This window comes from Kribbella sp. CA-245084 (assembly GCF_050942355.1).
Taxonomy (GTDB): domain Bacteria; phylum Actinomycetota; class Actinomycetes; order Propionibacteriales; family Kribbellaceae; genus Kribbella.
This window is the reverse complement of sequence record NZ_CP192053.1, coordinates 5,187,438-5,211,394: the sequence shown is the minus strand read 5'-3', so window position 1 is coordinate 5,211,394 and position 23,957 is coordinate 5,187,438. Positions and strand designations below refer to the sequence as shown.

Annotated in this window: 17 protein-coding genes and 1 pseudogene; 5 read left to right on the top strand and 13 right to left on the bottom strand. The window is 68.0% G+C overall.

What is annotated here, in order from left to right:
- Positions 1-29: 29 nt before the first annotated feature.
- Both ACQPYH_RS24930 and ACQPYH_RS24925 read right to left on the bottom strand, forming a co-directional pair.
- Entirely contained in the window at positions 30-2,870 is a 2,841-nt protein-coding gene (locus ACQPYH_RS24930; protein ID WP_432875842.1) for an alpha-L-fucosidase, read from the bottom strand.
- 92 nt (positions 2,871-2,962) lie between these two features.
- Entirely contained in the window at positions 2,963-4,171 is a 1,209-nt protein-coding gene (locus ACQPYH_RS24925; RefSeq protein ID WP_432875839.1) for an ROK family protein, read from the bottom strand.
- A 75-nt stretch (positions 4,172-4,246) separates the two neighbouring features.
- Here ACQPYH_RS24925 and ACQPYH_RS24920 point away from each other — a divergent pair, with 75 nt between their 5' ends.
- From ACQPYH_RS24920 to ACQPYH_RS24905, 4 genes and pseudogenes are all read left to right on the top strand, one after another.
- Positions 4,247-5,539: an ABC transporter substrate-binding protein gene (locus tag ACQPYH_RS24920; protein WP_432875836.1), complete on the top strand. Its 1,293-nt coding sequence runs from the start codon at positions 4,247-4,249 to the stop codon at positions 5,537-5,539.
- The gene (locus ACQPYH_RS24915) at positions 5,523-6,377 is read left to right on the top strand and encodes a carbohydrate ABC transporter permease (RefSeq protein ID WP_432875833.1); all 855 of its coding nucleotides are present in this window, start codon (positions 5,523-5,525) and stop codon (positions 6,375-6,377) included. The genes ACQPYH_RS24920 and ACQPYH_RS24915 overlap by 17 nt, the downstream gene beginning before the upstream one ends.
- A complete protein-coding gene (locus ACQPYH_RS24910; protein ID WP_432875830.1) occupies positions 6,374-7,186 on the top strand; it encodes a carbohydrate ABC transporter permease in 813 nt (270 codons plus the stop codon). Before ACQPYH_RS24915 ends, ACQPYH_RS24910 begins: the two co-directional genes overlap by 4 nt.
- Positions 7,183-9,180 (top strand): annotated as a pseudogene (locus ACQPYH_RS24905) (alpha-galactosidase); the annotation flags it as partial. The gene ACQPYH_RS24910 and the pseudogene ACQPYH_RS24905, both read left to right, overlap by 4 nt.
- A gap of 21 nt (positions 9,181-9,201) precedes the next feature.
- Here ACQPYH_RS24905 and ACQPYH_RS24900 read toward each other — a convergent pair.
- Positions 9,202-10,071, bottom strand: coding sequence for an EamA family transporter (locus tag ACQPYH_RS24900; protein WP_432875828.1), 870 nt, complete (start codon positions 10,069-10,071; stop codon positions 9,202-9,204).
- A gap of 71 nt (positions 10,072-10,142) precedes the next feature.
- Between ACQPYH_RS24900 and ACQPYH_RS24895 the strand changes: the two genes are divergently transcribed.
- Complete coding sequence (locus ACQPYH_RS24895) at positions 10,143-11,009, top strand: LysR family transcriptional regulator (protein WP_432875825.1); 867 nt, start codon at positions 10,143-10,145, stop codon at positions 11,007-11,009.
- 7 nt (positions 11,010-11,016) lie between these two features.
- Here ACQPYH_RS24895 and ACQPYH_RS24890 read toward each other — a convergent pair whose 3' ends face one another.
- The 10 genes from ACQPYH_RS24890 to ACQPYH_RS24845 all read right to left on the bottom strand — a co-directional run bounded on the left by ACQPYH_RS24890 (position 11,017) and on the right by ACQPYH_RS24845 (position 23,897).
- Complete coding sequence (locus ACQPYH_RS24890; protein WP_432875822.1) at positions 11,017-11,454, bottom strand: helix-turn-helix domain-containing protein; 438 nt, start codon at positions 11,452-11,454, stop codon at positions 11,017-11,019.
- On the bottom strand, positions 11,451-12,839 hold the full coding sequence (locus ACQPYH_RS24885; RefSeq protein ID WP_432875819.1) for a M20/M25/M40 family metallo-hydrolase: 1,389 nt from the start codon (positions 12,837-12,839) through the stop codon (positions 11,451-11,453). The genes ACQPYH_RS24890 and ACQPYH_RS24885 overlap by 4 nt, the downstream gene beginning before the upstream one ends.
- A gap of 7 nt (positions 12,840-12,846) precedes the next feature.
- Complete coding sequence (locus ACQPYH_RS24880) at positions 12,847-14,076, bottom strand: hypothetical protein (RefSeq protein ID WP_432875817.1); 1,230 nt, start codon at positions 14,074-14,076, stop codon at positions 12,847-12,849.
- A gap of 1 nt (position 14,077) precedes the next feature.
- Positions 14,078-16,669 carry a hypothetical protein gene (locus ACQPYH_RS24875; protein ID WP_432875814.1) on the bottom strand — a complete coding sequence of 864 codons (2,592 nt, stop codon included), beginning with the start codon at positions 16,667-16,669 and terminating at the stop codon, positions 14,078-14,080.
- Positions 16,666-17,142 carry a hypothetical protein gene (locus ACQPYH_RS24870; RefSeq protein ID WP_432875811.1) on the bottom strand — a complete coding sequence of 159 codons (477 nt, stop codon included), beginning with the start codon at positions 17,140-17,142 and terminating at the stop codon, positions 16,666-16,668. Before ACQPYH_RS24870 ends, ACQPYH_RS24875 begins: the two co-directional genes overlap by 4 nt.
- A gap of 5 nt (positions 17,143-17,147) precedes the next feature.
- On the bottom strand, positions 17,148-19,088 hold the full coding sequence (locus tag ACQPYH_RS24865; RefSeq protein WP_432875808.1) for an N-acetylmuramoyl-L-alanine amidase: 1,941 nt from the start codon (positions 19,086-19,088) through the stop codon (positions 17,148-17,150).
- Between the two features lie 19 nt (positions 19,089-19,107).
- Positions 19,108-19,902: a hypothetical protein gene (locus ACQPYH_RS24860; RefSeq protein ID WP_432875805.1), complete on the bottom strand. Its 795-nt coding sequence runs from the start codon at positions 19,900-19,902 to the stop codon at positions 19,108-19,110.
- 30 nt (positions 19,903-19,932) lie between these two features.
- Positions 19,933-21,213 (bottom strand): hypothetical protein, encoded by a 1,281-nt coding sequence (locus tag ACQPYH_RS24855; RefSeq protein WP_432875802.1) that lies wholly within the window; start codon positions 21,211-21,213, stop codon positions 19,933-19,935.
- A 133-nt stretch (positions 21,214-21,346) separates the two neighbouring features.
- Positions 21,347-22,096, bottom strand: a complete 750-nt coding sequence (locus tag ACQPYH_RS24850; RefSeq protein WP_432875800.1) for a class I SAM-dependent methyltransferase — start codon at positions 22,094-22,096, stop codon at positions 21,347-21,349.
- Positions 22,097-22,166: 70 nt separating this feature from the next.
- The gene (locus tag ACQPYH_RS24845) at positions 22,167-23,897 is read right to left on the bottom strand and encodes an L-aspartate oxidase (RefSeq protein ID WP_432875797.1); all 1,731 of its coding nucleotides are present in this window, start codon (positions 23,895-23,897) and stop codon (positions 22,167-22,169) included.
- Positions 23,898-23,957 lie beyond the last annotated feature (60 nt).

The window sequence follows — 23,957 nt, the reverse complement described above, 5'->3', positions numbered from 1 at the left end:
ACGGTTGGTGGGTGCTCAAAGTGCTTTTGTCAGCCGATGGCGATGCGGTCCAGGTCGGGGGCGGAGTCGTTGGTGTTGTAGATGCGGATCGTGTTCGTGCCCGCGGCTAGGTGGATGGGGACGCTGGTTGTGCGGACGGTGCTGTTGCCGATGTCGGTGACCGACACCTCGGTGGGGGAGCCGTTGTTGACGGAGACGAAGTACGACTTGGTGCCGTTGACCGTGTAGTCCAGGTAGAGGGTGTAGTCGCCTTCGGTGGGGACCGTCACGTCGGGGAAGACGACGTGGGCATCGTCGGAGCCGCCGAGGTTGCGGACCTTCTGGGCGCCGGAGCAGGGGCCGCAGTTGGTGATGCCGGCCGAGCCGATCTGGTTGAGGGAGCTTTCGGCTTCACGCATGAAGATCCGGTCCGTCGGGCGGATCTGGATCGGCACGGTCTTCGAGATCTTGTGGGGGAGACCAACGGTATCGAAGGTGACATCGATCGGCACCTGTGCTGCCGTGGAGCCCGTGAGGGTCCAGGTGCCGGAGATGACTTGGCCCAGGCGTAGGCGGGATGCCGTGACCGGTGCGCCGGTGACGGTCCAGCCGGCCGGGGCGGTGGGTGCCAGCGTCACGTTGTCGAGCGCGTCCTCGTCCAAGCGGAGGTTTGCGGAGACTGTGACCGACTGCTGGCCTGGTCCGACCCAGACGATGCCGGAGGGTTGGACTGTCATGGTCGTCTTCGGCACGTATGACGCGGGTGGGAGCGGGCCGACTGTAATGCGGTCGACGGGCGAATCACCCTTGATTTGAAGGACGTTGGCGCCGGCCTGGAGCTGCACAGGAAGAGCGATGGTCGTCGGTACGTCGGCGTTTCCCGGGTCGAGCGTGACTTGCGCGGGAGCACCGCCGTTGGTGCGCACGCTCAGGGTCCGGTCGTGGGTCGGTAGGGCGGTGAGCTCCAGTTTGTAGGATCCGGCGGTTGACGCTTGGACGTTCCGGTAGGTGACCCCGCCGACCACTGCGGCGGATCCCGAGCAGGCCGCGCACTTCAGTACGTGTGTGCCTGGCACCGACTCGGCCTCGAGCGGGACCGGGTTGTGCAGCGCCTGCGGGTACGCGTATCCGACGCGGATCTCGTCGATCTTCAGCTTCCCGAAGTACGTCGGGGACTGCGCTCCCGCCCACGTGTTGAGCACGTCCAGCTTGATGTAGCGCGCGAGCTGGTTGCCGATGTCAATGAACTGGACTCCGCGCCGGCTGGGCATGGCGGCGGCGCTGACCTGTTTCCAGTGCCGTCCGTCGATGCTGACCGAGACCTTGTAGTCCTTGATGCGGGCCGAGTCTTCAGGGCGACCGAAGGATTCGCGGGCGTGCGTCGGGGACCACTCGGTTTGGTTGACGGCCAGGTAGGTCGCGGGCCTCGGCTGTTTGAGGTCGAGGGTCATCGAGACCGGGAACTTGCCGTCGGCATCCCAGTACGACGGGTAGCTGCCGTCCACCAACGCAGAGGCAGGATGCCCCGCGGCCGAGGACGAAGCAGTTGCCTCGAGCATGCTGTTCGGATACACACCGGTCTGGCCCGCGGTGGTCACCTTGAAGACGGTGTCGTACGTGTCCCACGCCGTGACACCGAGGATGCTCAGATACCCGCCGGATTGGTTGAACCGGAACTGCTTCCCGGTGCGCTCATCGGTGACTGAAGTGACCCGATAGCCGTTGTCACGCAGCCTGATCAGGTCCTGTGACACCGGCTTCGTCAGCACGTGGACGTACTGCGTGGTGCCCGCGAGCGTGATCACGCCGTGCGCCCCGTCGTTCCAGAATCCGGGCTGCATCCCGCCGTACATGTAGCCGCCGCCCTGGGTCTTCTCGAGCGAGGACGCGATCGGCGGCAGCCAGTCCGCCATGAAGTTGTTGAAGGCGACCTGTTGCGGCGGGAACTTCCCGTTGACCATCGCGGTCTCGGCCATCAGCGACTTGATCGACGAGCCGGCGTTCGCGACGTACCGGCCGACGCTCAGCCCGTAGTCGACCTTGCTGTCGCTGCCGTCGTACCACCATTGGCCGCTTGTCGGCAGCTTGTAGTCGGCCTCGGTCAGCCGCGGCATCGGCGTGAACGTCGCCTGCGGATAGTCGTACGCCGGGGTCATGCCGGTCTTCTGCTCGTTGCTGACCGTGTCCATGATCGGCGTGTCCTCGTTGTTGTTGCTGAGCAACCACGAGGGTCGTTGCTGCCGGATCTGTTCGTACAGTCCGTGCTGTTCCCAGTATTCGTTGTCGTTGTCGATCCAGAACCCGGACAGGTCGGGGTAGTCGTCCATGACCTCGTGGAACAGGTCGTAGCTGTACATCCCGAACCCTTGCCGCGTGGTCAGGTCGACCTGCTGACCCTTGTACGCCGAGTACGCGGCCGAGTCGAGCGTCTCGACACCGGGCACCTCGTTGTGCCACTGCGGGTCGTCGGTCATGTAGAGCAGCACGTGCACGCCCTTGGCCTTGCCCGCGGCAACCAGTTCACCGAGGAAGTCTCGTTGCGTGGAGCAACTGCCGGGGATCTTCGACGGCCACGGCCGGGCGTACCCGAGCCGGCTGTGGAAGGTCGCGAGCACGATGTACGACGCGTGCAGCTTGAGCGCCTCGTCCACCCAGTAGTCCGCGTTCCAGCCACCGGCGGTGACATCGCGCTCCCACGCGGCACAGTCGGTGTGGCGGGGCGCGGTGAACATGCCCCAGTGCAGGAACAGGCCGGCGGTGGAGTCGCGCAGCCACTGCTGGCGCGGGTTCTCCACCTCTGCCCGGGCGGTGGGGCTCGCTGAGACAGTGGCGAGGAGGGTGGCGAGGAGGGCGAGGACGAGCAGGATGATGCGGGGGAGTCGCAGGGCCATCGGTGATCTCTCACTTCCAGCTGGGCGGAAGAATTACGGCAACCAGATTGCCTATTCAGAGATCCGATCTTTCATCGCCTGACCCGGCCCGGTCAAGACCCCGGCACCGCCAACAGCTCCGCGACCACCGTGTCGAGCGCCATCCGGGCCGCGCCGAGAGCGACCGAGTCGGCGCCCATCGCCGAGCTGATCACCTCGATCGGGACCAGCGTGAGCTTGGCCAGCTCGCGCCGGAACGGCTCGGCGATGATCGCCCCGCCGCGCGACATACCCCCGCCGAGCACGATCACCTCGGGGTCGACGGCCAGCGCGAGCACCGCCGCGCCGCGGGCCAGCACCTCGGCGAACTCGATCAGTACTTCGAGGCTCTCCGGGTCCTGCCGCGCCGCAGACGCGATCACCAGCTCGCCCTCGTGCCCGGGCCCGACCCCCTCGGCGGCAGCCAGCGCCGCACCTCGCGCGTGCAGCCGCTCCATGGCCGGCGCCCACCCGAGCGCCGGGAACACGCCGATCTCACCGGCGGCACCGTGCCGCCCCTGGTGCACCTGCCCGTCGATCAGTACGCCGGCCCCCGCTCGATGACCGGCGAACATGTAGACGATGTCCCGGTGGTCGCGCGCCGCGCCCTTCCAGTGCTCAGCCAGCGCAGCCAGCTTCACGTCGTTCGCCACAGCAACCGGCCTGCCCAGCCCCGCGGACAGCTCGCCTGCAAGGTCGATCTCGGTGAATCCGGGCAGCGAGTACGGCGCCAGCGCCGAGCCGACCGGTCCTTCGCGTACGTCGTGGACGCCTTCACCCGCCCGCAGCGCACCGGTGACTCCGCACGCGATCCCGGTGATGTCGGCCGGGGCGATGCGCGCCTGCGACCAGCTCGCCTGCGCCGCGTCGATCGCAGCGCGGACCCGGTCGCGGGCCTCAAGGGACGGGTCCAACGAGACCCGATGAGTGGCGAGCGGATTGCCGCGCAGATCGGTGACCACGGCCATCGCCTTGTGCGCGCCGATGTCCAGGCCGGCGACGTACCCCGACTCGGCTCGGAACCGGAAATGCCGGGCTGGTCGCCCGGCTGCGCGGGTCGACGAGGGTGTGCGCGGCGGAGAAGTCTCCTCGACGCGTGCCTCGGTGAGCAGCTCGGAGAGCAGGTCCTCGGCGGTCGGTCTCGAGACGCCGACGACCGCGCGCAGCTCGCGCAACGTCAGAGACTCCGCCGCGAGGAAAGCGCCGAGCGCAGCGGACAGGTTGAGCCTGCGCAGCAGCGACGAATCGCCGGTGCGCCCGTCGTGGGCTCGATCTTGACTCATCCGATGAATCGTCCTTATGCTCGCGCCGATATTGCTAACTAGATTGCCTATTATGCGCCGTCGAGAGGAACCTTGATGAGATCACGGTTGACGGTCACCCTGGCGGCTGTTCTGACGGTAGCGCTTGCCGGCTGTACGCAAGGTGGCAAACCCGCCGACAGCACCAAGAGCGGAGGCGGCACCGTCGAGCTGACGATGCTCACGTTCGAGACGCCGAACCTGCCGGCCTCGCTGTGGGACTCGGCGATCGCCCGGGTCGAGCAGAAGGTGCCGGGCGTGAAGATCAAGAAGCTGGTCACGCCCAACGTCGATCGCACGACGTACGCCAAGCAGCTCGCCAGTTCGGGGCAGCTGCCGGACATCATGATCGCGGTGAACCCGCAGGGCTTCGCCGAGGGCGGTCAGCTGGCCGAGTTCACCCAGGACGACCTGAAGGACTTCGCCGACCCGACCTCGGGCGCGATCAAGGGCAAGATCTACCAACTGCCGACGAACGCTCAGCCGCAGTCATTGCTCTACTACAACAAGGACGACCTCGCGAAGGCGAAGATCACCGCGCCGCCGAAGACCTGGGCCGAGTTCCTCGCCGACTGCGCGAAGCTGAAGGCGGCCGGCATCACGCCGATCGCGGTCGGCGGTGGCGGCCAGGACACGTTCGCCAGCATGTACACGTGGGTCGGCACGGTCGGCACCGACGTCTACTTGAGCGACCCGGACTTCTCCAAGCACATCACCGACGGCTCGAAGACGTTCGACGACCCGGCCTTCGTGAAGGCCACCGACAAGGTCGCGCAGCTGGCCAAACTCGGGTACCTCGACAAGCAAGGCACGAGCCGCTCGTACGCCGACCACGAGAAGGCGTTCCGTGCCGGGTCCGCGGCGATGTACCCGATGGGCTCGTGGTTCGCGACGTCGGCGGACAACGACAAGCCGAAGTTCGGGGTCGGCGTGTTCGCGTGGCCGTCCGACGACGGGAAGGCCGTCGTACCGAATCTGACCGGTGGCGGGCTGAGCGTCAGCGCCAAGGCCGAGAACGTCGATCTGGCGAAGAAGTTCGCGCTGGAGTGGACGAAGGACAAGGAGACGTCAGACGCGTTCACCAAGGCCGACGGGACGTTCAACACGATCAAGGGCTACCAGCCGCCGGCCGACATGGGGCCGCTGTTCAAGGAGACGCTCGCGATCTACAACCAGGCGGTGAAGGACCAGACGGTGACGCCCGCGCTGTCGATCGAGCAGGGAGACAACGGGCTGCCCGCGGACATGACGGTGCCGACGCAGCAGATCGCGGTCGAGTTGCTGAACGGGAAGTCCGACGCCAAGGCCGCGGTGACGAAACTGAACAAGGAATATGCGTCGCTCAAGTAGCCGGTCGGTCCGTGAGTTCGCCGGCTTCGCCCTGCCCGGGCTGTTCCTGTACGGATTGCTGGTGCTGGTTCCGATCGGCTGGACCGTGGTGCTGGGGTTCACCGATCGGAACCGGTTCGCCGCCGCCACACACTGGGTCGGGTTCGACCAGTTCCAGCGGTTGTTCGCCGATGACCAGTTCTGGCTGGTGCTGAAGAACACGTTCGTGGTGACGGCGATCGTGGTCGTCGTACCGAATGTCCTCGGGCTCGCGATCGCGCTGCTGCTGAACCGCAACACGCTGCTGTACCGGTTGCTGCGGTCGGTGTTCTTCACGCCGGTGATCCTCAGCGGGATCGTGGTCAGCGTCATCTGGCAGAGCATGCTCCGGCCGGGCGGCGTGCTGGACCAGGTCGGTTGGCTGTCGGATCCGAGCATCGCGTTGTACTCGATCTCCGGAATCATCTGCTGGCAGATGCTCGGCTTCTGCGTCGTCGTCTACCTCGCGGGGCTGAACGGCGTACCGCGGGAGCTGTACGAGGCGGCGATCGTCGACGGGGCCGGCTGGTGGCGGCGGTTCGGGTCGATCACCTGGCCGATGATCGCGTCGGCGGTGACGATCAACACGGTGATGCTGCTGATCAGCGGCTTCAAGGTGTACGAGCACATCCTCGTGCTGACCAACGGCGGACCGGGCCGCAACACCACGGCGTCGATCGCGTTCGACGTCATCGAGAAGGGGGTCCGCGGTGACCGGATCGGGTTCGCGGCGGCGGAGGCGACCGTGATGCTCGCGATCATCGTCGCTCTGAGCGGCGTCGTCCTCCGGGTGCTCCGGCGTCGGGAGGTGCACCTGTGAGGGCACTGCGACCGATCGGCGCTGTCGCGTTGGCCGCCCTGTTCTTCTTCCCGGTGTACGTCGTCGTGACCGGCATGCTGAAGCCGGTCAAGGACATCCAATCGTCGCCACTCGGACTGCCGATGCCGCCGACCACCGCCAATCTGGGTGCGGTCCTCGGCCGCGAGGACGGGCTGTACTGGTCGGCCTTGCTGAACAGTGTGCAGATCACCGTGCTCTCGGTGGTCGCGCTGACGTTGCTCTCGGCAATGTTGGCGCACTACCTGGTCCGCTCGACCGCGCGATGGACGCGGCCGGCGCTGTTGATGTTGCTGGCCGGGCTGATGATTCCGCCGGCGGTGATCCTGCAGCCGATCACGCAAGTGCTCGGCGCGGTCGGGCTGATGAACTCGGTGGTCGGCGTGGTCTGCGCGAACGTCGCGTACTACCTGCCGTTCGGCGTGTTCGTGTTCGCCGGGTTCATCGGCGGCGTACCGGTCGAGATGGAGGAGGCGGCGAGTATCGACGGTGCGAGCCGGTTCCGGTTGTTCTGGCAGGTGGTGTTCCCGACGCTCCGGCCGGCCGCGGCGAGCGTGATGATCTTCCTCGGGGTCTGGGTGTGGAACGACTTTCTGACTCCGCTGATCGTCCTCGGTCCCGAGTCGGGGACCACCGTGACGGTCGGCGTCTATCGCTCGGTCGGGGAGTACTCGACCAACTTCGGCACGTTGTACGCGTTCTCGTTCCTCGCGTCGCTGCCTGTCCTGTTGTTCTTCGTCGCGCTGCAGAAGCAGTTCGTCGCCGGTCTCACCGCGGGGGCGGTCAAATGAGCATCCATTTCGCCAATCGGGTCCTGCTGATCAGCACGCCGGGTACGTCGTACTCGGCGTACCTCGGTGATGACGACATCCCGATCCACACGCACTGGGGTGCGCGGATCACGGTCTCCGACGCGGAGCACCTTGCGCGGTCGACGGCTGCGCGGCTGGAGGCGGAGTGGACGAGCTTCCGGTCAGCTGCGAACGGGCATGAGGAATACCCGCTCGACGGGGGACTGCAGTTCGGACGGGCGGCGTTATCGCTGGGGGGTGGCGGTGTTGAGTGGTCCTTCGTGGGGCCCGTGCTCGGCGACCGTGAGGTGGAGTTGCAGTTCGCGGTCGGCGCGGTGCGCGTCGGCCTGCATTACCGGGTGTACGACGACAGCGATGTGATCGATCGCTGGGTGACCGTGCGGAACGAGTCCGCCTCGACGGTCGACGTACATCGGTTGGACTCGGCGGCGTGGGTGCTGCCGGAGCAGCCGGCGTACCGGATGTCGACGTTGACCGGGCGATGGGCGGCGGAGACTCGGCTGAGTCGGCACGTGCTCGGCGAAGGGCGGTTCGTGCTCGAGAGTCGGCGCGGGATCACCAGTCATCACGTGAACCCGTGGTTCGCGATCGACGACGGGGCGGCGACGGAGGAGTACGGCGAGGTCTACAGCGCGGCGCTGCATTGGAGCGGGTCGTGGCGGATGCTCGCGCAGTACGAGATCGACGAGCCGGTGCAGGCGTTGTTCGGCTGGGGCCACGAGGACTTCGGGCCACGGGCGCTGGAGCCAGGGGAGGAGCTCGAGACGCCGGTGTCGTCCGGGCTGTTCAGTGCGGGCGGCTTCGGTACGACGAGTCGCGCGTGGCACGCGTACGCGTTGAAGCACGTGCTGCCGGGGGCCGGCGACGTACGGCCGGTGTTGTTCAACTCGTGGGAGGCGACGGGCTTCGACGTCGACGAAGCCGGGCAGGTCGAGCTCGCGACGCGGGCCGCGGACCTCGGGTGCGAGTTGTTCGTGCTCGACGACGGGTGGTTCGGCGGCCGCGTCGACGATCGGACCGGGCTGGGCGACTGGTGGGTGAACCGGGAGCGGTTCCCGAACGGGTTGCAGCCGTTGATCGCGAAGGTGCAGGCGCTCGGGATGGGGTTCGGGCTGTGGGTCGAGCCGGAGATGGTGAACCCGGACTCCGAGCTCTACCGGGCGCATCCGGACTGGGTCTACCACTTCGAGGGCCGGTCGCCGTCGTTGCGACGCAACCAGTTGGTGCTGAACCTGGCGCGGCCGGATGTTGCCGCCTGGGCTTTCGAGCAGCTGGATTCGTTGCTGTCGGCAAACGATCTGCAGTTCGTGAAGTGGGATATGAACCGGCCGTTCGCGGACACCGGGTGGCCGGCCGAGCCGTCGCGGCAGGGGCGGATCTGGTTCGATCATGTGACTGCCGTGTACGAGATCATCGATGCGTTGCGGTCGAAGCATCCCGGGGTTGCGATCGAGGCGTGCTCGGGTGGTGGCGGGCGGGTCGACCTGGGGATGATGGCGCGGACGGATCAGTTCTGGACGTCGGACAACACGGACGCGCTGGATCGGCGGTACATCCAGCACGGGTTCAGCCAGGTGTATCCGGCGCGGACGATGTCGTGCTGGGTCACCGACGTACCGACGTTCATCAACAAGCGGACGGTGCCGTTGCGGTATCGCTTCCACGTTGCGATGGCGGGGGTGCTGGGGATCGGCGGCGATCTGACCGAGTGGTCGGCCGACGAGCTCTCGTTGGCGCGGGATCTGATCGCCGAGTACAAGTCGGTCCGGCACGTGATCCAGCACGGCGCGCAGTACCGCCTGGGTGAACCGGGACGCGGGGTGTCAGCTGTTCAGTACGTCACGGACGATCGGCAGGAGTCGGTCGTGATCGTTTACCAGGAGGCTCAGCAGTACGACAGCCCGGCTCGGCCGGTCAGGCTTCGCGGCCTCGATCCTCAGACCGTGTACGGCGAGATGTCCGGCGCGGCGTTGATGTCGAGCGGCGTACACCTGTCATTGACCGGCGACTACGCCAGCGAGCTCCTTCACCTGAGGGCGGGCGGCTCGTTCGGCGCCGATGCCGGCGGCGATCACGCAAGCGATACCGACGGCCTGGAGGAGGCCGGGGGACTGGCTCAGGAAGATCCAGCCGACCAGTAAGGCCAGCGCGGGCTCGAGGCTCATCAGGGTGCCGAACACGCCCGCGTCGAGCCTGCGGAGAGCCAGGTACTCGAGGCTGAACGGGATCACCGGGAGCAGCAGCGCCAGGCCGAAACCGATCACGACCAGCTGCCACGTCATGACCGGGATCGTGCTCGGCCCGGCGACCGCGGTGGCGACGACGGCGGCCACGGGTAGTGAGACGCCCATGCCTTGCAGGCCGGTGACGTTCCCGCCGACATGCTGGGTGAGGACGATGTACGCCGCCCAGCACACGGCCGCACCCAGCGCGAACATGACGCCGAGGCCGTCGACCGAGCCGTGCCATGGCTGGGTCAGGAGCATCACCCCGACGAACGCCAGCGCCGGCCAGATCAGCCGGCCGCGACTTCGCAGTACTGCGACCGAGAGCGGACCGAGGAACTCGAGCGCGCTCGCCGTACCGAGTGGCAGGCGGGCTGCGGCGGCCATGAAGAGGAGCGTCACACCGGCGGTCGCGATGCCGAGTCCGACCGCGGCCAGGAACGAGTTGCGGTCGAACGAGCTGCGGCGCGGGCGGAACAGCACGAGGACAATCAAGCCGGCACAGACCAGCCGTAGCCAGGCCGCGCCTTCCGGGCCGACCCGGTCGAAGAGCCCGACGGAGGCGGCCAGTCCGAGCTGGACCATCGTCATCGACAGGACGGCGAACGCTACGCCGGTCTGCCTGTCTCGTGTGCGCATACGTCCAGTGAAGCTCGCGAATTTCTTCGCGTCCACGTGATAATCCTGGACAGACCGTTCATGATTGATGAATGGATGTACGACGCCTCGAACTGCTTCTCGCCCTGTCCCGGCAGGGGTCGATGCACGCGGTCTCGGCGGCGCTCGGCGTCACCACGTCGACCGTCTCGCAACAGATCGCCGCGCTCGCCAAAGAGGTCGGCACGCCGCTCGTCGAGCCGGACGGTCGCCGCGTGCGGCTCACTCCGGCAGGCCGGCGGCTGGCGGCTCATGCGGTCGACATCCTCGCGGCGCACGAAGCCGCGCGCGCCGACCTCGATCCGTCGGCCGAGCCCGCGGGGACGGTGCAGGTGGCGGCCTTTCACACTGTCATCCGGGACACCTTGCTGCCCGTCGTAGCCCAACTGCCTCCGGCCGTGCGACTGGAGATCCAGGAGCAGGAGCCACCCGAGGCGCTCGCCCTGCTGGAGCGGGACCAGGTCGACCTGGCGCTGAGCTACGACTACAACCTCGCACCCGCCGCGGTCGACCCGGCGCTCGAATCCATTCCCCTGTGGGAGTCCGCCTGGGCCCTCGCCGTACCGTCCCACTCGCGCCGCACGACCGGTACGGCGGCCGAGGCAATAGCCGCCTTCGCCGACAGCGACTGGATCGTCAACTCCCGCCACACCGCCGACGAACAAGTCATCCGCACCCTGGCCGCACTCTCAGGCTTCGAACCCCGCATCACCCAACGAGCCGACACCCTCCAGTTGGTCCAGGAAATGATCACCGCCGGCCTGGGCGTAGCCCTCATGCCCGCCGCCTACCCCAAAACCACCGGCATCTCCCTCCGCCCCCTCCGCACCCCCGAACCCCGAATGCGCGCCTACGCCCTAACCCGCCGAGGCCGCACCAACTGGTCCCCACTGTCCCTCGTCCTGAACCTGCTGCACTGACCCTGGATCAAACGCCGAAGAATTGGGCGACCATTTCGGCTCGGCTGGAGACGTCCAGTTTGGCGAAGATTCGGCGCATGTGGGTGGAGACGGTCCAGGGGCTGATGTCCAGGGAGCTGGCGATGGCGCGGTTGGTGGCGCCGTCGGCTACCAGGCGGGCGATCTGGAGTTCCCGTGGGCTGAGGGTGTGACGCGGGACCTGGGCCGAGACGACCAGGACGCAGCGGACGTTGTCGTGCTCGAGCATGACGGATACGCCGCTGTCGCTGGTCGTCGTCTCCACGACGTACAGCTCGACGTGATCGATCATCGCTCGTAGCGCGGCCACGATGCACTGCTGCAGCGCCGCGTCCGCTGTCTCCCCCGAGGTGGTACGGCGTGGGGGAGGCGAGTGTGCCAAGGTCGCGGACCCCCGGGTCGACGCAGGCGTAGCGGTAGCGGTCATCGTCCCTCCCCCTCGAGCTGCACCGGCAATTCGCCGCAACGAAACTGCCGGATCACACCATGGTGATCCTTTCGTCGCAATACCGGTACCGACTGGGCTCTAATCGGCCGGGTCAATGCCCACAACAGTGCCGCGGACACCTGTACTCCGGCCGCCCATCCGGCGATATCCATCGCCTCATCAGGCCCGTGTGCATTCCCGGCCGGCGGCCCGAACCCCAGCAATAGCGGGCGAATCCGCAACGCCCGCGCCAGGATTCCGACGGCTGGGATCGTGCCACCGGACCGTACGTCGACCGGCGGCCGGCCGACGATCGCAACACACGCTTGATCTACCGCACGCCGGACAAAATCGTCCGGCACCGTCTCGATGGCCGGCACGCCGCCGGTGAATTGCAGCCGGACATGCGGCGCGAAGCTCTTGAGCAGACGACGAGCCCGCAGTACGACGTCCGCCGGATCGGATCGCGGCGGCAGCCGGACGTCGAGCGTCGCGACCGCGCGCGACGGCAGCGACGCACCGCCGGTGCCGGCGACGAGCCGCGTCACCCCGACCGATCCGCGCAGCGTCACGCGCTTGTCGAGACCGCGACCGATCACGGCCCGGCCCGGAGCGGCTCGTTTCATCGAGTCGTCGGTCCTCGACGTCGCGGTCGATCGGACGGCGACGGCATCGGCGAAGAGCTCGGTCCGCAGGAGACGCAGCGCATCGGCGAGCACGATGCTTGGGTCGACGACGGCGCCGCCGAGTCGCCCGGCGTGCACCGCCGTACCGCCGGTGTCGACGGTCAGCGAGGCGGCGAGGCGGCCGCGCTGGCTGATGGTCACGGTCGGCGTGCCGTCGTCGTACCGCTCGGTGTCGGAGACGATCACGGCCGCGGGCCGGAGCCCTCGCAGTTCGCCGAGGACCTGTGCGAAGCCGGGACTGCCGACCTCTTCGGCGCCTTCCGCGATCACGACGACCTCGGCGGGCAGTACGCCGGGCCACGCGTCCAGGGCGCACAGGTGCGCGAACAGTTGCCCCTTGTCGTCGTTCGCGCCGCGGGCATAGATGACGCCATCACGAATTACCGGGCGGAACGGATGCGACGACCAGCCGGGCCCGGCCGGCTGTACGTCGTAGTGACCGTAGATCACCACCTGCCGCGCGCCCGGCGCGGCCGGCCAGCGCGCGACGACGACATCGCGTCCGTTGCGCGTCGGTCGCAGGTCCACCGTCGCGCCGCGCGCACGTTGCCAGGACGCGAGCCAGCGGGCGGCCCGGCGTACGTCGTCGGCGTGGCGCGGGTCCGCACTGACCGAGGGGATGGCAAGCCAGTCCAGGAGCTCGGTCAGGCGTCGTGCTTGCCGCTGCTTGGCAGCGGCAAGCACTTGCGGCGGGATCATCGTTCAATCACGGCCGCGTGCGGACGGGGACGCCGCCTTGGCCGCCGCGATAGGTGCCGGTGCCGCCGCGTCGCGGGTACATGGGACCGCGGGCGCTCGGCGGCATCTGCGCCGGCGTACGTTCGCTGTACCGCGCGGCGACGCCGGACTGTCCCAGCTGCTCCCACGGCATGACCCGGTCGGTCCCGGAACGCTTGGCAAGGCTCATGGCCTGCGCCGACGTCAGCCATTCCTCGGACGGCTCGGCGATCTCCATCAGCAACGCCTCGAACTGACCGCGCCCGGTCTCCATCACGTGGTTGCCGGACAGCCACCGCAGTACGTCGCGGCCGTTGACCGCCATCCGTTGCCGCGGACTGCTCTGCAGGCGTACGTCGAAGTACCTGATCAGCACCTCGTCCACAACGTCCCACGCGTTGGCCGCACCGAACAGGTCCTTGACGTCCTCGGAGCCAAGGATCGCGAAGCATTCCTCGAGCAGCTGCATGACTTCGACCCGCAGTACGTTGAGGTGACCGTACGACGTGAACTTCAGGTTGTTGCGCAGATCGAGCCCGGCCCGGCGGACGACCGCGATCGACCCGAAGCTCGGATCCAGCGCCCGCTCCCGGATCACGTCGCTGATCCGCTTGTCGCGCCAGAACAGCGTGACCTGGTTGATGAAGTGCGAGAACAACATGTGGAAGTCGGTGTTCGGCCGGCTCTGCCCGGCGCCGAGTCCGCGGCCATAGCCGAGCACCCGGCGGTACGCCGCCAGCCGGTCCTTCGCGGTGTAGCGCAGTACGTCGCGACGGTCGAATTGGTAGAGCCGGTACGCGCCCTCGCCGCCCGACAGACGGATCGCGCCGCCCTCGAACAGCTGCTTCAACCGCTGGACGACCTTGAAGACGCCGATCTTCTCGTGCTGGTAGATGTAGTACAGATCGCCGACCGCGACGACGCGTTCGGAGTTGACGTTCTCGTCGTACTCCGCGACGCCCTGCGGAATCTTGACGTCGCCGAAGTCCTGCGCCGCGTCTGGTCCGACACCGACCAGTTCCGCCAACCCACGGTCCGGCGGCCGCGGCCCCGCCGCATCAGCCTCCCGAGCCGCCGTGACCAGATCATCGAGCTGCTTGTTGATCTCCTCCGCCAACGCCGGATTGGAAACCAAACTCCCCGACAACCGCTCCGCCACCTGACTCCGCAGCGCCTGCATCCGATCCAGCAAGTCCTGATAATCCCGCTCGGAAAGCATGTCACGACCTCCGTCCGCGCGAGCTGCCTTGTGGAGCCGACTTCTTGGTCGGCGACTTCTTGGTTGGGGTCTTCTTGGCCGTCGCCTTCTTAGCGGCCGTCTTCTTGATCGCCGCTGTCATTCCGGCCCTCCCCTCCGGCTGGATCTTGGGTTCGGGTTCGGGTTCGGGCTCGGGTTCGGGCTCAGGGCCAGGCTCGGGCACGGGTTCGGGTTCAGGTACCGGTTCGGGTTCGGGTTCAGGTACCGGTTCGGGTTCAGGGACCGGCTCGAGCTTGGGCTCAGGTACCGGTTCGGGTTCAGGGACGGGCTCGGGTTCAGGGACGGGCTCGGGCTCAGGGACCGGCTCGAGCTTGGGTTCAGGTTCGGGCTCCAAATCCGCCATCGCGCGATGCGATTGATCGAGGCCGGCGATCTCTAAGTCCAGTCGCTCGCGCTGCGCTATCAGCGTCTGCCGCCGTGCATCGACCAGCTTTTGTTCGCGTGCCTGACCGGCTTCGGTCGCCCGCAGCTTGTCGTATCGGGCGTTGGCGTCCTCGGCAGCGTTCAGCAAGTCGGTGAGCTGTCCGCTCTGAAGGAGAGGCACGATCCTTGCGAGCAAGTCGTTGCCAGCCTGAGGCATGCGCTCTTGAACCGATCCCAGTCGTTCGCCGACCGCAGGGTCATTCAGGATCGCTGTCAAGCGTTGGAGAACCGAGTGGCCGACCTTAAGTGCGTGGCAGCCGCAGCCGCAGTCCTCGCAGTCGTCGTCACAGTCGTCGTCGGGGAGGATGGGGTCGATCGGGTCCGGGGCGGACTGCGGGACGAAGCGCTGGTTGGGATCGATGGAGTTCCAGGTGTTGGGCAGGTCGTCGGTGGACAACGGATTCTGGTCGTCCGCAGGCCTCAGCTTCGGCCAGGTGGTGACGGCGGGGCCGCTGACCACGCGGCCGAGTTCGCCGTCGAGGACGGCCAGCGGAACTTCGCTTGCGGCCATCAGGACTCCGCTGTTGCCGGCGTTCGACAAGAGCGACTGGGCGGCCTGTGGCAGGGCGCCGAGTTGGAAGATGCCGGACAGGCGGTCGTCGTCTGCGCTGGCGCTGTCCTGGAGTGGGAGCACGAGGTCGGAGAAGTTCGACGAGCTGCCGTTGTCGACGACGAACGCCGGGATGTACGTCGGCCGGAGGTGGAGGCCACGCACCTCGACGCGGACGAAGCCGGTGTTGGTGATCGTGTTGCTCTCCAGCGGGATCAGGGCGAGATCCAGGAGTACTGCGCCGGCGTACCGACCGATGCGGATCGCCCTGGACGTCAGACTTTCCATCAGGCCACAGAGGGTGGAGACCGCGATCTTGACCCGGCCGGAGTACATCCCGGGTGGGAGCGGCGTGCAGCAGCCGAGTGGGATGCACGTGACCTTGCCGCGCGAGCCGCAGTGGCAGCCGTTTGCGCAGGTCGGGCTACCGCATGGGACGAGACGGAATACCAGCTTGTCCCGCAGCGTGTGCAGCAGGTCGATGGCTGTCGGGGTGAAGGTCGACACGAGACCGTCGCGGCCGGTGTCGCGGATGATGTTCGGCCCGTCCTGGGTGACGAAGATCCGCAGCCACTGCACCACGTCGTCCAGGGTGAGGCCGCTGCTTCGGTCCAGCACTACGGTCTGGCGTTCAGCACCCGACACGAGAACCGAATCCAGGACCGCTTCGAACTCGTCGACCTGCTCGGACGTTGCCGCAAGCAGGCGACTGATCTGGATGAGGTCGGTGCCCAGGAACCCGCTGCCGGCACCCAAGGTGAAGCCGATCCGGCGATTCGACCAAGACGTCTGGAGGTCGGTGATCAGCTCGACAAGGGTCCAGAAACTCGTCCGCTGCTTTTCCTCGTCGACGGTGTTGACGTGGTCGTCGTCCAGCCCGAACCGGTCTCGCAGGGCGCCGAGCTGGCCGGGAATGGTGTCAGGGTTGGTCTCGGCTGTCGCGGCCGGTACGGATGTCGGCCCACCGGGCACGGCGTTGACCGAGGCCCGCGGATAGAACCTGCCGAACCGCTTGCTCACGCTCGGCGGGGGGCCGGCGGAGGCCGGCGCCGCTGGGTTGAAGCCTGTCAGTACGCCGAACGCGGAGTCGACCAGCGGGACGCGGGGGCCGCCTTCGCGGCCGAATTCTGTGACTATGCGGCGGACCGAGTCTCGGACGAGGGTTCGGTAGGCCTCGCAGTCTTGGGGGTCGGCGTCGGTTCGGAGGGGTTGGAGGCTGTCGAGCATCCGGGTGATTTGTTCGTGGGCGGCTTTGGCGCGTAAGTACAAGGACGCTTGGCCGCCGGTTACGCCGCCCAGGTCAGCCTGGACCGCTACGCCGCGGGGGACGTACTTCGTGACTACGTGGTCCTCGAAGGTGGACAGCTCGAAGGAGGCCGACAAAGCCGCGGTGAAGGCTTTCGGGTCCTGGACGCGGGGGCGCCAGCCCAGGACGTCGCGGATGGCTGCGCTCACCACCGGGCTCTGGTCGCCGGTGCCGGAGTTGGTCGTCGGGCGGGCGACCGAGTCCGTGGTCATCAGCGGGAAAGCCTGGTCGACCTCGACGACCGGGAGTCCTGGCTGCAACTTGTCATTGGTCACGACGACCTCCTGGAGGTATTCGTCCCGGTCCCCGTGAGGGACGATCCGGTGACGAGCTCATGCCACGCGTCGCCGATCGCGAGACCGGCGGCGACGAGCGGTTCTTCACAGCGTTCGAGGCTCTGCTCGACGCCCGACCACCACGACGGCCAGGGACCACCCCGGCGTCGCGTGGAGCCGCGCAGTCGTGAGACCGCCTCGTGGGCGCGCAGATCGCGCCAGTAGATGAGACTTGCTTCCCGCACCAGCCGCTCGACCTGACCCAGTTCGACCGCGGCCGACTCCTTCTGAGCGGCGATCGCCTCCGCCAGCCGGCCCTGGATCTCGACGGTCAGCTGGGCGACATGTTCGGCCGACGCCAGGTCGCTCTGGTCCGGCTGGTCGTCGTTCGCGGTCAGAACCAGCTCGGCGACGGCGAGCCAGAGGGCGCGGAGCGCTTGGTGCAACGCCGTACGGCGGTCTTCGATCGTCATCGCGATCACCGCCTCGCCAGTTGCGCGTAGAAGTTGCGCATGAGGCGATCCGGCTCGGCGCGATGATGGTCGAGCGCCGAACGTACGGCGCCGATCAGGAACCTCTCCGGGACGACACCGGGATCGACACCCTTGGCCAGCCGTACGCCGGCCTCGTCGATCATCGCCTGGTGTCGCGGCTCGAAGAAGATGACCTCGCGCAACGACTTCCCGCCGAGCCCCTGGAACGGCGTGTAGCAGACAGCCTCGACGACGGCCGGGATCGCCGTACGAGCGGTGGCCAGCAGCTTCGGCGGCATCGTCGACTCGCGCGGCGCCGGGTACAGCTGCGACCACGCACGCCGGAACTCGCCGGCTCGCTCCGGGAACCCCATCCGCCGCAAGAGCTCGCAGGACAGGAACGTCCGGAGGTACGGCGTGGGATGCACCGACCGCGGCGTATAGCCGAAGCTCTGCGCCGGGCCGCGCCCGATCACGTCCATCAACGACGAGACGAACGCCTCGCCGCCTAGGAGACCGCCGACCATATCGCCGAAGATCTCGCGATTCCAGCGAACCCAGATATTGCTGATGGCAACAGGTATGCCGGCCTCGCGCAACCGGCGTTCGATCGACGACGGAACGGCCTGCTCGAGCTGCAATTCGTTCTGCAGATTGTGTGAAACCTCGTGCAGGATGGCGCCGATGGTCCACGGGTTCACAAGTCGGTGATATGGCAACTGTACAAGGGGAAACGGGTTCAGTTGTCGTCCGAGCCGACGCAACGGAATTCCCCGCCTGAATGTCGCAGGAGAGAAGCCTGTCCGCATATAGCAGAATGGCGGCGGTGCGGGAATACTTCGGTCGTTTCCCAGATGCATGAAGACGTGCTGATAGCAATCGAGGGTGATCCGGTCGCAAGCGTCCAGCCATTCCCCGAATGCGCCTTGCCGTTGGCCGAACAATTCGAAATAGAAGTCCCAGACTCGTTCCGTGGCCCGGACCAGGTCGTGTGCCTGCGTCTTCAGATCCAGTGCCAGGCTGACACGGTGCGGCGACGGGTTGGTCTGCGCGGCGTCGGTGGCGCGATCCAATCGCTCGACGATCGTGTTCAGCGGTCCGCGCAACGTCGCCAGCAGGGCGTTCACCGCTTGCACATGTCCCTCGCTCGGTCGCGCGGGCTGGCCGCCGAACTCGTCGCGGCGGAAGTCGCGGAGTGCGGTCAGGTGCCGGCGCACGTTGAGCGCCTGGCCGGACAGGTACGCCGGAAGCACGTCGCGCCCCGGCCGCGCTGAAGCGATGGGCGTGGCGGCCGCCGCCTCGCCCTCGAACCAAGGCAGGGAGGGCAGCCACGACAACCAGGAACTGGTGGCAGGAGCAGGCGGGGCGGCAGGGGCCGCCGGTGCAGTCGGCGTGGCTGGTACGGCAGGGGGAGTGATGCCGCTGAGCGCGCTGATCCGGCCGCGGAAGGCGTTCATGTCGAAGTTCGGGTCGATCTTCCGTCCGGGCGGATCCGCGACCTCCTTGTGCCCGAGCACCGCGTTGACGCTCAGCCCGAAATGGTCGATCAAGACTCGGCACAGCTGCGCGAACGCGGCCATCTGCACCTCTGGCCAGGTCGCGTCCGTACCGGTCGCCTCGGCCTCGATCCCGATCGAGTGGCTGTTGCCCCACGACGGATCCCGCACCGTTCCCGCGTGATTGCAGCGCCCCGCCGCGATCACGTACACCTTGCCGGAGCGGGACAATCCGAAGTGCGACAACGGACCGCTCAGATCCGGTCGCCCGTTGATCAACGTGTCGAGCGACGGCATGTCGGCCGTCTTGTTCAGCGTCGCGGTGTGGTGGCAGACCACCGCGCGGACGTCGCTCATCTCGTCCCGGCCGCGGGTCTGCCAGCCGGGCACCTCGATGACCTCGAGGCTGGTCTTACGGGCGACGCCCGCGAGGTCCGTCAGGTACGGCATCGTCCCTCCCCACCACAGGTCAGCGTCGGGCCCGGCGGCGCCGGGTGGGCTGCGGCCGGCGCGTCCGCCGTACGCCGGATGTCGCCGGCGTGCGGCTGCGGCGGCGGTAGCGGCGGTCGAACGTGCTGACGGCACGCATCGCGCGATTGCGCTCGGGCGCCTGGCGGAACATCCGCCCCGCGATCCGCGTCATGGTCGAGATCGCGGTCTCCGGAGAGACGCTGCGCCCGGCCGCTGCCTGGTCCGCGAGACTCTGCGCGGTCCGCTGCAGGATCACCGGCATCGCCGTCACGTACTTGCGCGTGGCAGGGTTCCGGCGCAGCCGCCGACCGAGTGCCGACGTACCGCGGATCAGGGCCGGCGCGTTGCGGGCCAGGACGCCCGCGGCGCGCGGGATGAGCTTGGACGCGATCGGGACGAGTGCCCCGAGGAACGCCTCCGCCTCGGCCTCGCTGGAGGTCTGCGCGGCCTTCATCGACAGGTGTGCCATCAGCTCGGCGTCCGGGTAGATCCGCCGGATCGGGTTCACGAAGTCCTCGTCCTCGTACTCCTCCTCGGCTTCGTCTTCCGTCTCCGCCTCGACTTCGTACTCGAACTCGGCTTCGTACTCCCCGTCGCCGCCGCCGCTCAGCAGCCCTCCGAGGGCCTTGCCGATCCCGCCGATCGCCCCGAGGAAGTCCTCGTCCTCATCTTCGGCTTCGAACTCGAGCTCGTCTTCGTTCTCGGCCTCGACTTCAACCTCTTCCTCGAACTCGTCCTCCAGCTCGAACTCGCCCTGGATCTCGGGATAGCTACGGTTCAACGCGGATGCCATGGTCCTTGCCCCTCCAAGTCGGGTGTGCGATCAGCGGCGCGGCCGGCGCCCGGCGGTGCTGGTCGGCCGTCCAGCGGGTACGGCGCCGCGCGGAACGCGGACGTCGCTGACGACCCGGACCACCCGTGCGGGACGTCCGCCCTTCGGCGGGATGCGCACCGGTGTGGTGATCCGCACCATGCCGGGACGCGGCCGCGGAACCCGTCCGGAGCCGACGGCCCTGCTGCGCACCGGCTGACGACGTACGGTCAGGCCTCGGCCCCGCCCGCTGCGGTAGCCGGTACGCCCGCGACGAGATCCGGTACGACGCATCGAGCCACGGCGACCGTGGTAGCGCCGGCGGCTGCGACTGAGCCCGCGGGCGTGACGCCGCATGACCGCCTGGCGGACGCGACCTGGCATCAAGGCCTTCGTGGTCGCGGCGCCCATCACCTGACCGAGCTCGACCGGACCGACCGGCTCACCGGCGGCGATCCGCCGGGCGATCGTCCGGGCGGCGCCGTCAGCGATACCAGGAACCATCCGTACGGCGGGACGTGTGCTGCGGTTGCCGTGCAGCATCCGCGTGATCGTGGCCGCGCCGCGCAACAGGTGCGGGAGCAGTCGCTCCAGTTCACGCCGGTCAGACGGGTTGATCGCGGAGTACGCCGCTGCGCCGCCGAGAGCCTCAGCTTCGGACTCGGACTCGGTGGCTGCGGCCTGTGCTGCCAGGTACTCGGCGAACGCCTGCGAGGGCGCGAGAGGCGAAGCGGCCATCTCCTCGAACTCGGCCTCGAACTCTTCCTCGTACTCACCTTCGAGCTGCGAGGTGACGGCCCGCGCGACGGCACCCGCGGCCGGCCCGCCGATGGCGGTGGCGACCAGCGGTCCGGCGGTCTTGGCCAGTGTCTTGAGGAACGGCGCGGCCTTGCGGAACACGCCCTTCAGCCGCTTGAAGAACTCCTCGGCCTCTTCCTCGGCCTCGAGCTCTTCCTCGCCTTCGTCCTCGTACTCACCGTCGCCGCCCCCGCCACCGCCGCCGAGCAGTCCGCCGGCGATCTTGGCGATCGGGCCGAGCAGACCGAGGAAGGCCTCGTCCTCGTACTCTTCCTCGCCCTCCTCTTCCCACTCGTACTCCTCCTCGCCGAGCAGTCCGCCGATGGCGTTGACCACTCCGCCGAGGCCGGGGAAGAAGTCCTCGTCCTCGTACTCATCCTCGAGCTCGGACTCGCCCTCGAGCTCGTCCTCCCACTCGGCTTCGTCCTCGGACTCGTACTCGTCCTCCCACTCGGATTCGTACTCGTCCTCGAAATCCGTGGTCTGACGCGCCATGGTGGCCCTCCTCGCTCGGCCGGGACAGCTTGCGCTTCCATGGCAGCCCGAAACCGGCCGGCGGGTCAGTCACCTCTCGGGGTGACGCACATCCACGGTCCACCGACCGTGCGACCCGAACCGAAGTACCTCATCAGAGCGACACGGCATGCAGGAGTTGGAGGGAGAGATGGCCGTGGTCGAAGAGATAGGTCAGTCGTGAGTCCTGGCGGCTGGCCAGCGTGTACGCCGGATGCGTGCGATAGCGGGCCGAGATGAGGGCGGTCACCTCTTGGGCGCGACGGCTCCACGACAGGGGTACGGCCGCCGGCCGTTCGGTCTGCTCGACCAGCTCGAAGCCGCACGTGTCGAGCAGGTCGACGAGCTCGGACTGCAGCGGGAAGTGGTTCCCGTCCGGAGGGTCGGCGATGGGCCGGGAAGCGACCACCACGAGGAGTCCGAGCGATGCGTGCGGCACGAGCACGCGGTGGATTTCCCGCAGTACGGCGGCCTTGTCCTCGACGGTGCAGAGGACGCCGAGACACCAGGCGACATCGACCGAGTCTGCACGCAAGGGGATGCGTTGACCGTCGGCTGTGAGGACGGGCAGGCCGAAGAGCTTCGACGCGGCCCGACCCGCGGCGGGCATCGGCTCCAGCAGGATCGGTCGTACGCCGAAGCGCTTGGCCGCCCACGCCGCAGGACCACCGCTACCCGCGCCGACATCCAGCAGCCGGTCGCCCGCGGACAGCTCGCAGGCCTCGGCCAGCCACGCGAGCGCAGCCGGACTGGCGCTGCCACGGCACGCCGCCGGGATCGCATGCCCGTCACCGAGCTGTCCGACGGCTTCCGCCGTCCAGGCGGCAACGTCGTCGAACTCCGCGACCATCCCCGGCGTCGTCACTGTCCCGTCACCTCACTCGACACCTCGCTCGACACCTGACTCGACTCAGCCGGTACCCACCGGGCAAGCCTCACTCGACGAGCTTGCCGTCGCTGGAGACGTGCCGCATCAGTCGCCGGAACTCGTCGGGGATCGGCGGGATCTGCTCGGCCTCGATCTCACCAGGCCCCGACCAGACGAAGTTCACCTGCAACGAGTCGTCGAGCTCGGGGTAGTCGGACCGGTTGTGGCACCCGCGCGTCTCCCGGCGTACCAAGGCTGCGTCGAGCGTCGCCCGCGCGGCCATCGCCGAGGCCTTCAGGTCGAACGCGTGCGCGAGGTCCTGGAAGCCGGCGATGTCCGGGTGCACTCCGACCTGCTTCATCCGCTCCTCGAGCTCGACAAGCTCGGACAACCCGGCGTTCAGACCGTGCTCATCGCGGACGACGCCGGCCCTCGCGGTCATGGTGTCGCGCAGGGACCGCTGCAGGGCGCGGACGTTCTCCGGCCCGTCGTTCGCCAGCAGGTCGTCGATCTCGGCCCGGGCCTGCGCGACCGCGTCCGCGGAGCGCAGCTGTGCCTGTCTCCCAATCGAGTACTTCGCCGCTTCCTCGGCCACGATCCGGCCGAAGACGAGCAGCTCGATCAGCGAGTTGCCGCCGAGCCGGTTCGCACCGTGCAGCCCGCTGGCCGCCTCGCCGATCGCCCACAGCCCGTCGACGCCGGTGCCGTGGTCCTCGGGCCGGACCCAGACGCCGCCCATCGAGTAGTGCGCGGTCGGGGCGATCTCGATCGGCTGCTTGGTGATGTCGAGCATCTGCAGTTCGAGCAGCGTCTGGTAGACGCGCGGGAGCCGGCGCATGATCGTCTCCCGGGGGAGGTGGGACACGTCCAGCCAGACGCCGCCGTTCGGGGTGCCGCGGCCTTCCTTGATCTCGGTGTACTCCGCGAGCGCGACCCGGTCCCGCGTCGACAGCTCCATCCGCTCCGCGTCGTACCGGGCCATGAACCGCTCACCGAGCGCGTTGCGCAACTGCCCGCCCTCGCCGCGCGCCGCTTCGGAGACGAGGGTGCCGGCGGCGTTCTCGGGCTCGATCAGCCCGGACGGGTGGAACTGGACGAGCTCGGGATCGCGGAGTTTCCCGCCCGCGTTGACCGCGAGCCGGAACGCGTCGCCGGTGTTCTCGTCGCGGCGGGACGAGGTACGCCGCCAGATCCGGGTGTGACCGCCCGCGGCCAGGATCACCGCGTCGGCGTGGATGACGTAGCGCCGCCCGGTCGTCAGGTCGAACCCGTACGCCCCGAACACGGTGTTGTCCTTGACCAGGATCGACGTCACGTAGACCGTGTCGAGGATCGGTACGCCGAGCTGCACCGCGCGGTTGATCAGCGTCCGCTGGATCTCCAGACCGGTGTAGTCGCCCGCGAACGCCGTACGGCGGTAGGTGTGCGCGCCGAAGAACCGCTGCGAGATGCGCCCGTCCGCCTCGCGGGCGAACGGCATACCCCAACGTTCGAGGTCCTCGATCCCGCGGGCGGCGCCCCTGGCGACGATCTCGACCGTGATCGGGTTCGCGAGCAGGTAGCTCTCCTGCAGGGTGTCGGCCGCGTGCTGCTGCCAGGTGTCCTCGGGATCCATCGTGGCCAGCGCCGCGTTGATACCGCCGGCCGCCAGCGACGTGTGCGCGTCGGAACGCGGGCGCTTGCCGAGGGCGAGAACCTCGACGCCCTGTTCCGCCAACTCGATCGCTGCCCGCAGACCGGCACCACCGGTTCCGATCACCAGAACCGACGTGGCGATCTGCTGTTCGGTGATGCTCATTGGTTCTCCCTCGCATTAGGTGCTCTCACCAATCAGGACAACGCAGCGTGCCCGGTTGTG

Coding starts and splice junctions, on each gene's coding strand:
- ACQPYH_RS24930 (WP_432875842.1), bottom strand. CDS start 2,870: ATGGCCCTGCGACTCCCCCGCATCATCCTGCTCGTCCTCGCCCTCCTC.
- ACQPYH_RS24925 (WP_432875839.1), bottom strand. CDS start 4,171: ATGAGTCAAGATCGAGCCCACGACGGGCGCACCGGCGATTCGTCGCTG.
- ACQPYH_RS24920 (WP_432875836.1), top strand. CDS start 4,247: ATGAGATCACGGTTGACGGTCACCCTGGCGGCTGTTCTGACGGTAGCG.
- ACQPYH_RS24915 (WP_432875833.1), top strand. CDS start 5,523: ATGCGTCGCTCAAGTAGCCGGTCGGTCCGTGAGTTCGCCGGCTTCGCC.
- ACQPYH_RS24900 (WP_432875828.1), bottom strand. CDS start 10,071: ATGCGCACACGAGACAGGCAGACCGGCGTAGCGTTCGCCGTCCTGTCG.
- ACQPYH_RS24895 (WP_432875825.1), top strand. CDS start 10,143: ATGGATGTACGACGCCTCGAACTGCTTCTCGCCCTGTCCCGGCAGGGG.
- ACQPYH_RS24890 (WP_432875822.1), bottom strand. CDS start 11,454: ATGACCGCTACCGCTACGCCTGCGTCGACCCGGGGGTCCGCGACCTTG.
- ACQPYH_RS24885 (WP_432875819.1), bottom strand. CDS start 12,839: ATGATCCCGCCGCAAGTGCTTGCCGCTGCCAAGCAGCGGCAAGCACGA.
- ACQPYH_RS24880 (WP_432875817.1), bottom strand. CDS start 14,076: ATGCTTTCCGAGCGGGATTATCAGGACTTGCTGGATCGGATGCAGGCG.
- ACQPYH_RS24870 (WP_432875811.1), bottom strand. CDS start 17,142: ATGACGATCGAAGACCGCCGTACGGCGTTGCACCAAGCGCTCCGCGCC.
- ACQPYH_RS24865 (WP_432875808.1), bottom strand. CDS start 19,088: ATGCCGTACCTGACGGACCTCGCGGGCGTCGCCCGTAAGACCAGCCTC.
- ACQPYH_RS24860 (WP_432875805.1), bottom strand. CDS start 19,902: ATGGCATCCGCGTTGAACCGTAGCTATCCCGAGATCCAGGGCGAGTTC.
- ACQPYH_RS24855 (WP_432875802.1), bottom strand. CDS start 21,213: ATGGCGCGTCAGACCACGGATTTCGAGGACGAGTACGAATCCGAGTGG.
- ACQPYH_RS24845 (WP_432875797.1), bottom strand. CDS start 23,897: ATGAGCATCACCGAACAGCAGATCGCCACGTCGGTTCTGGTGATCGGA.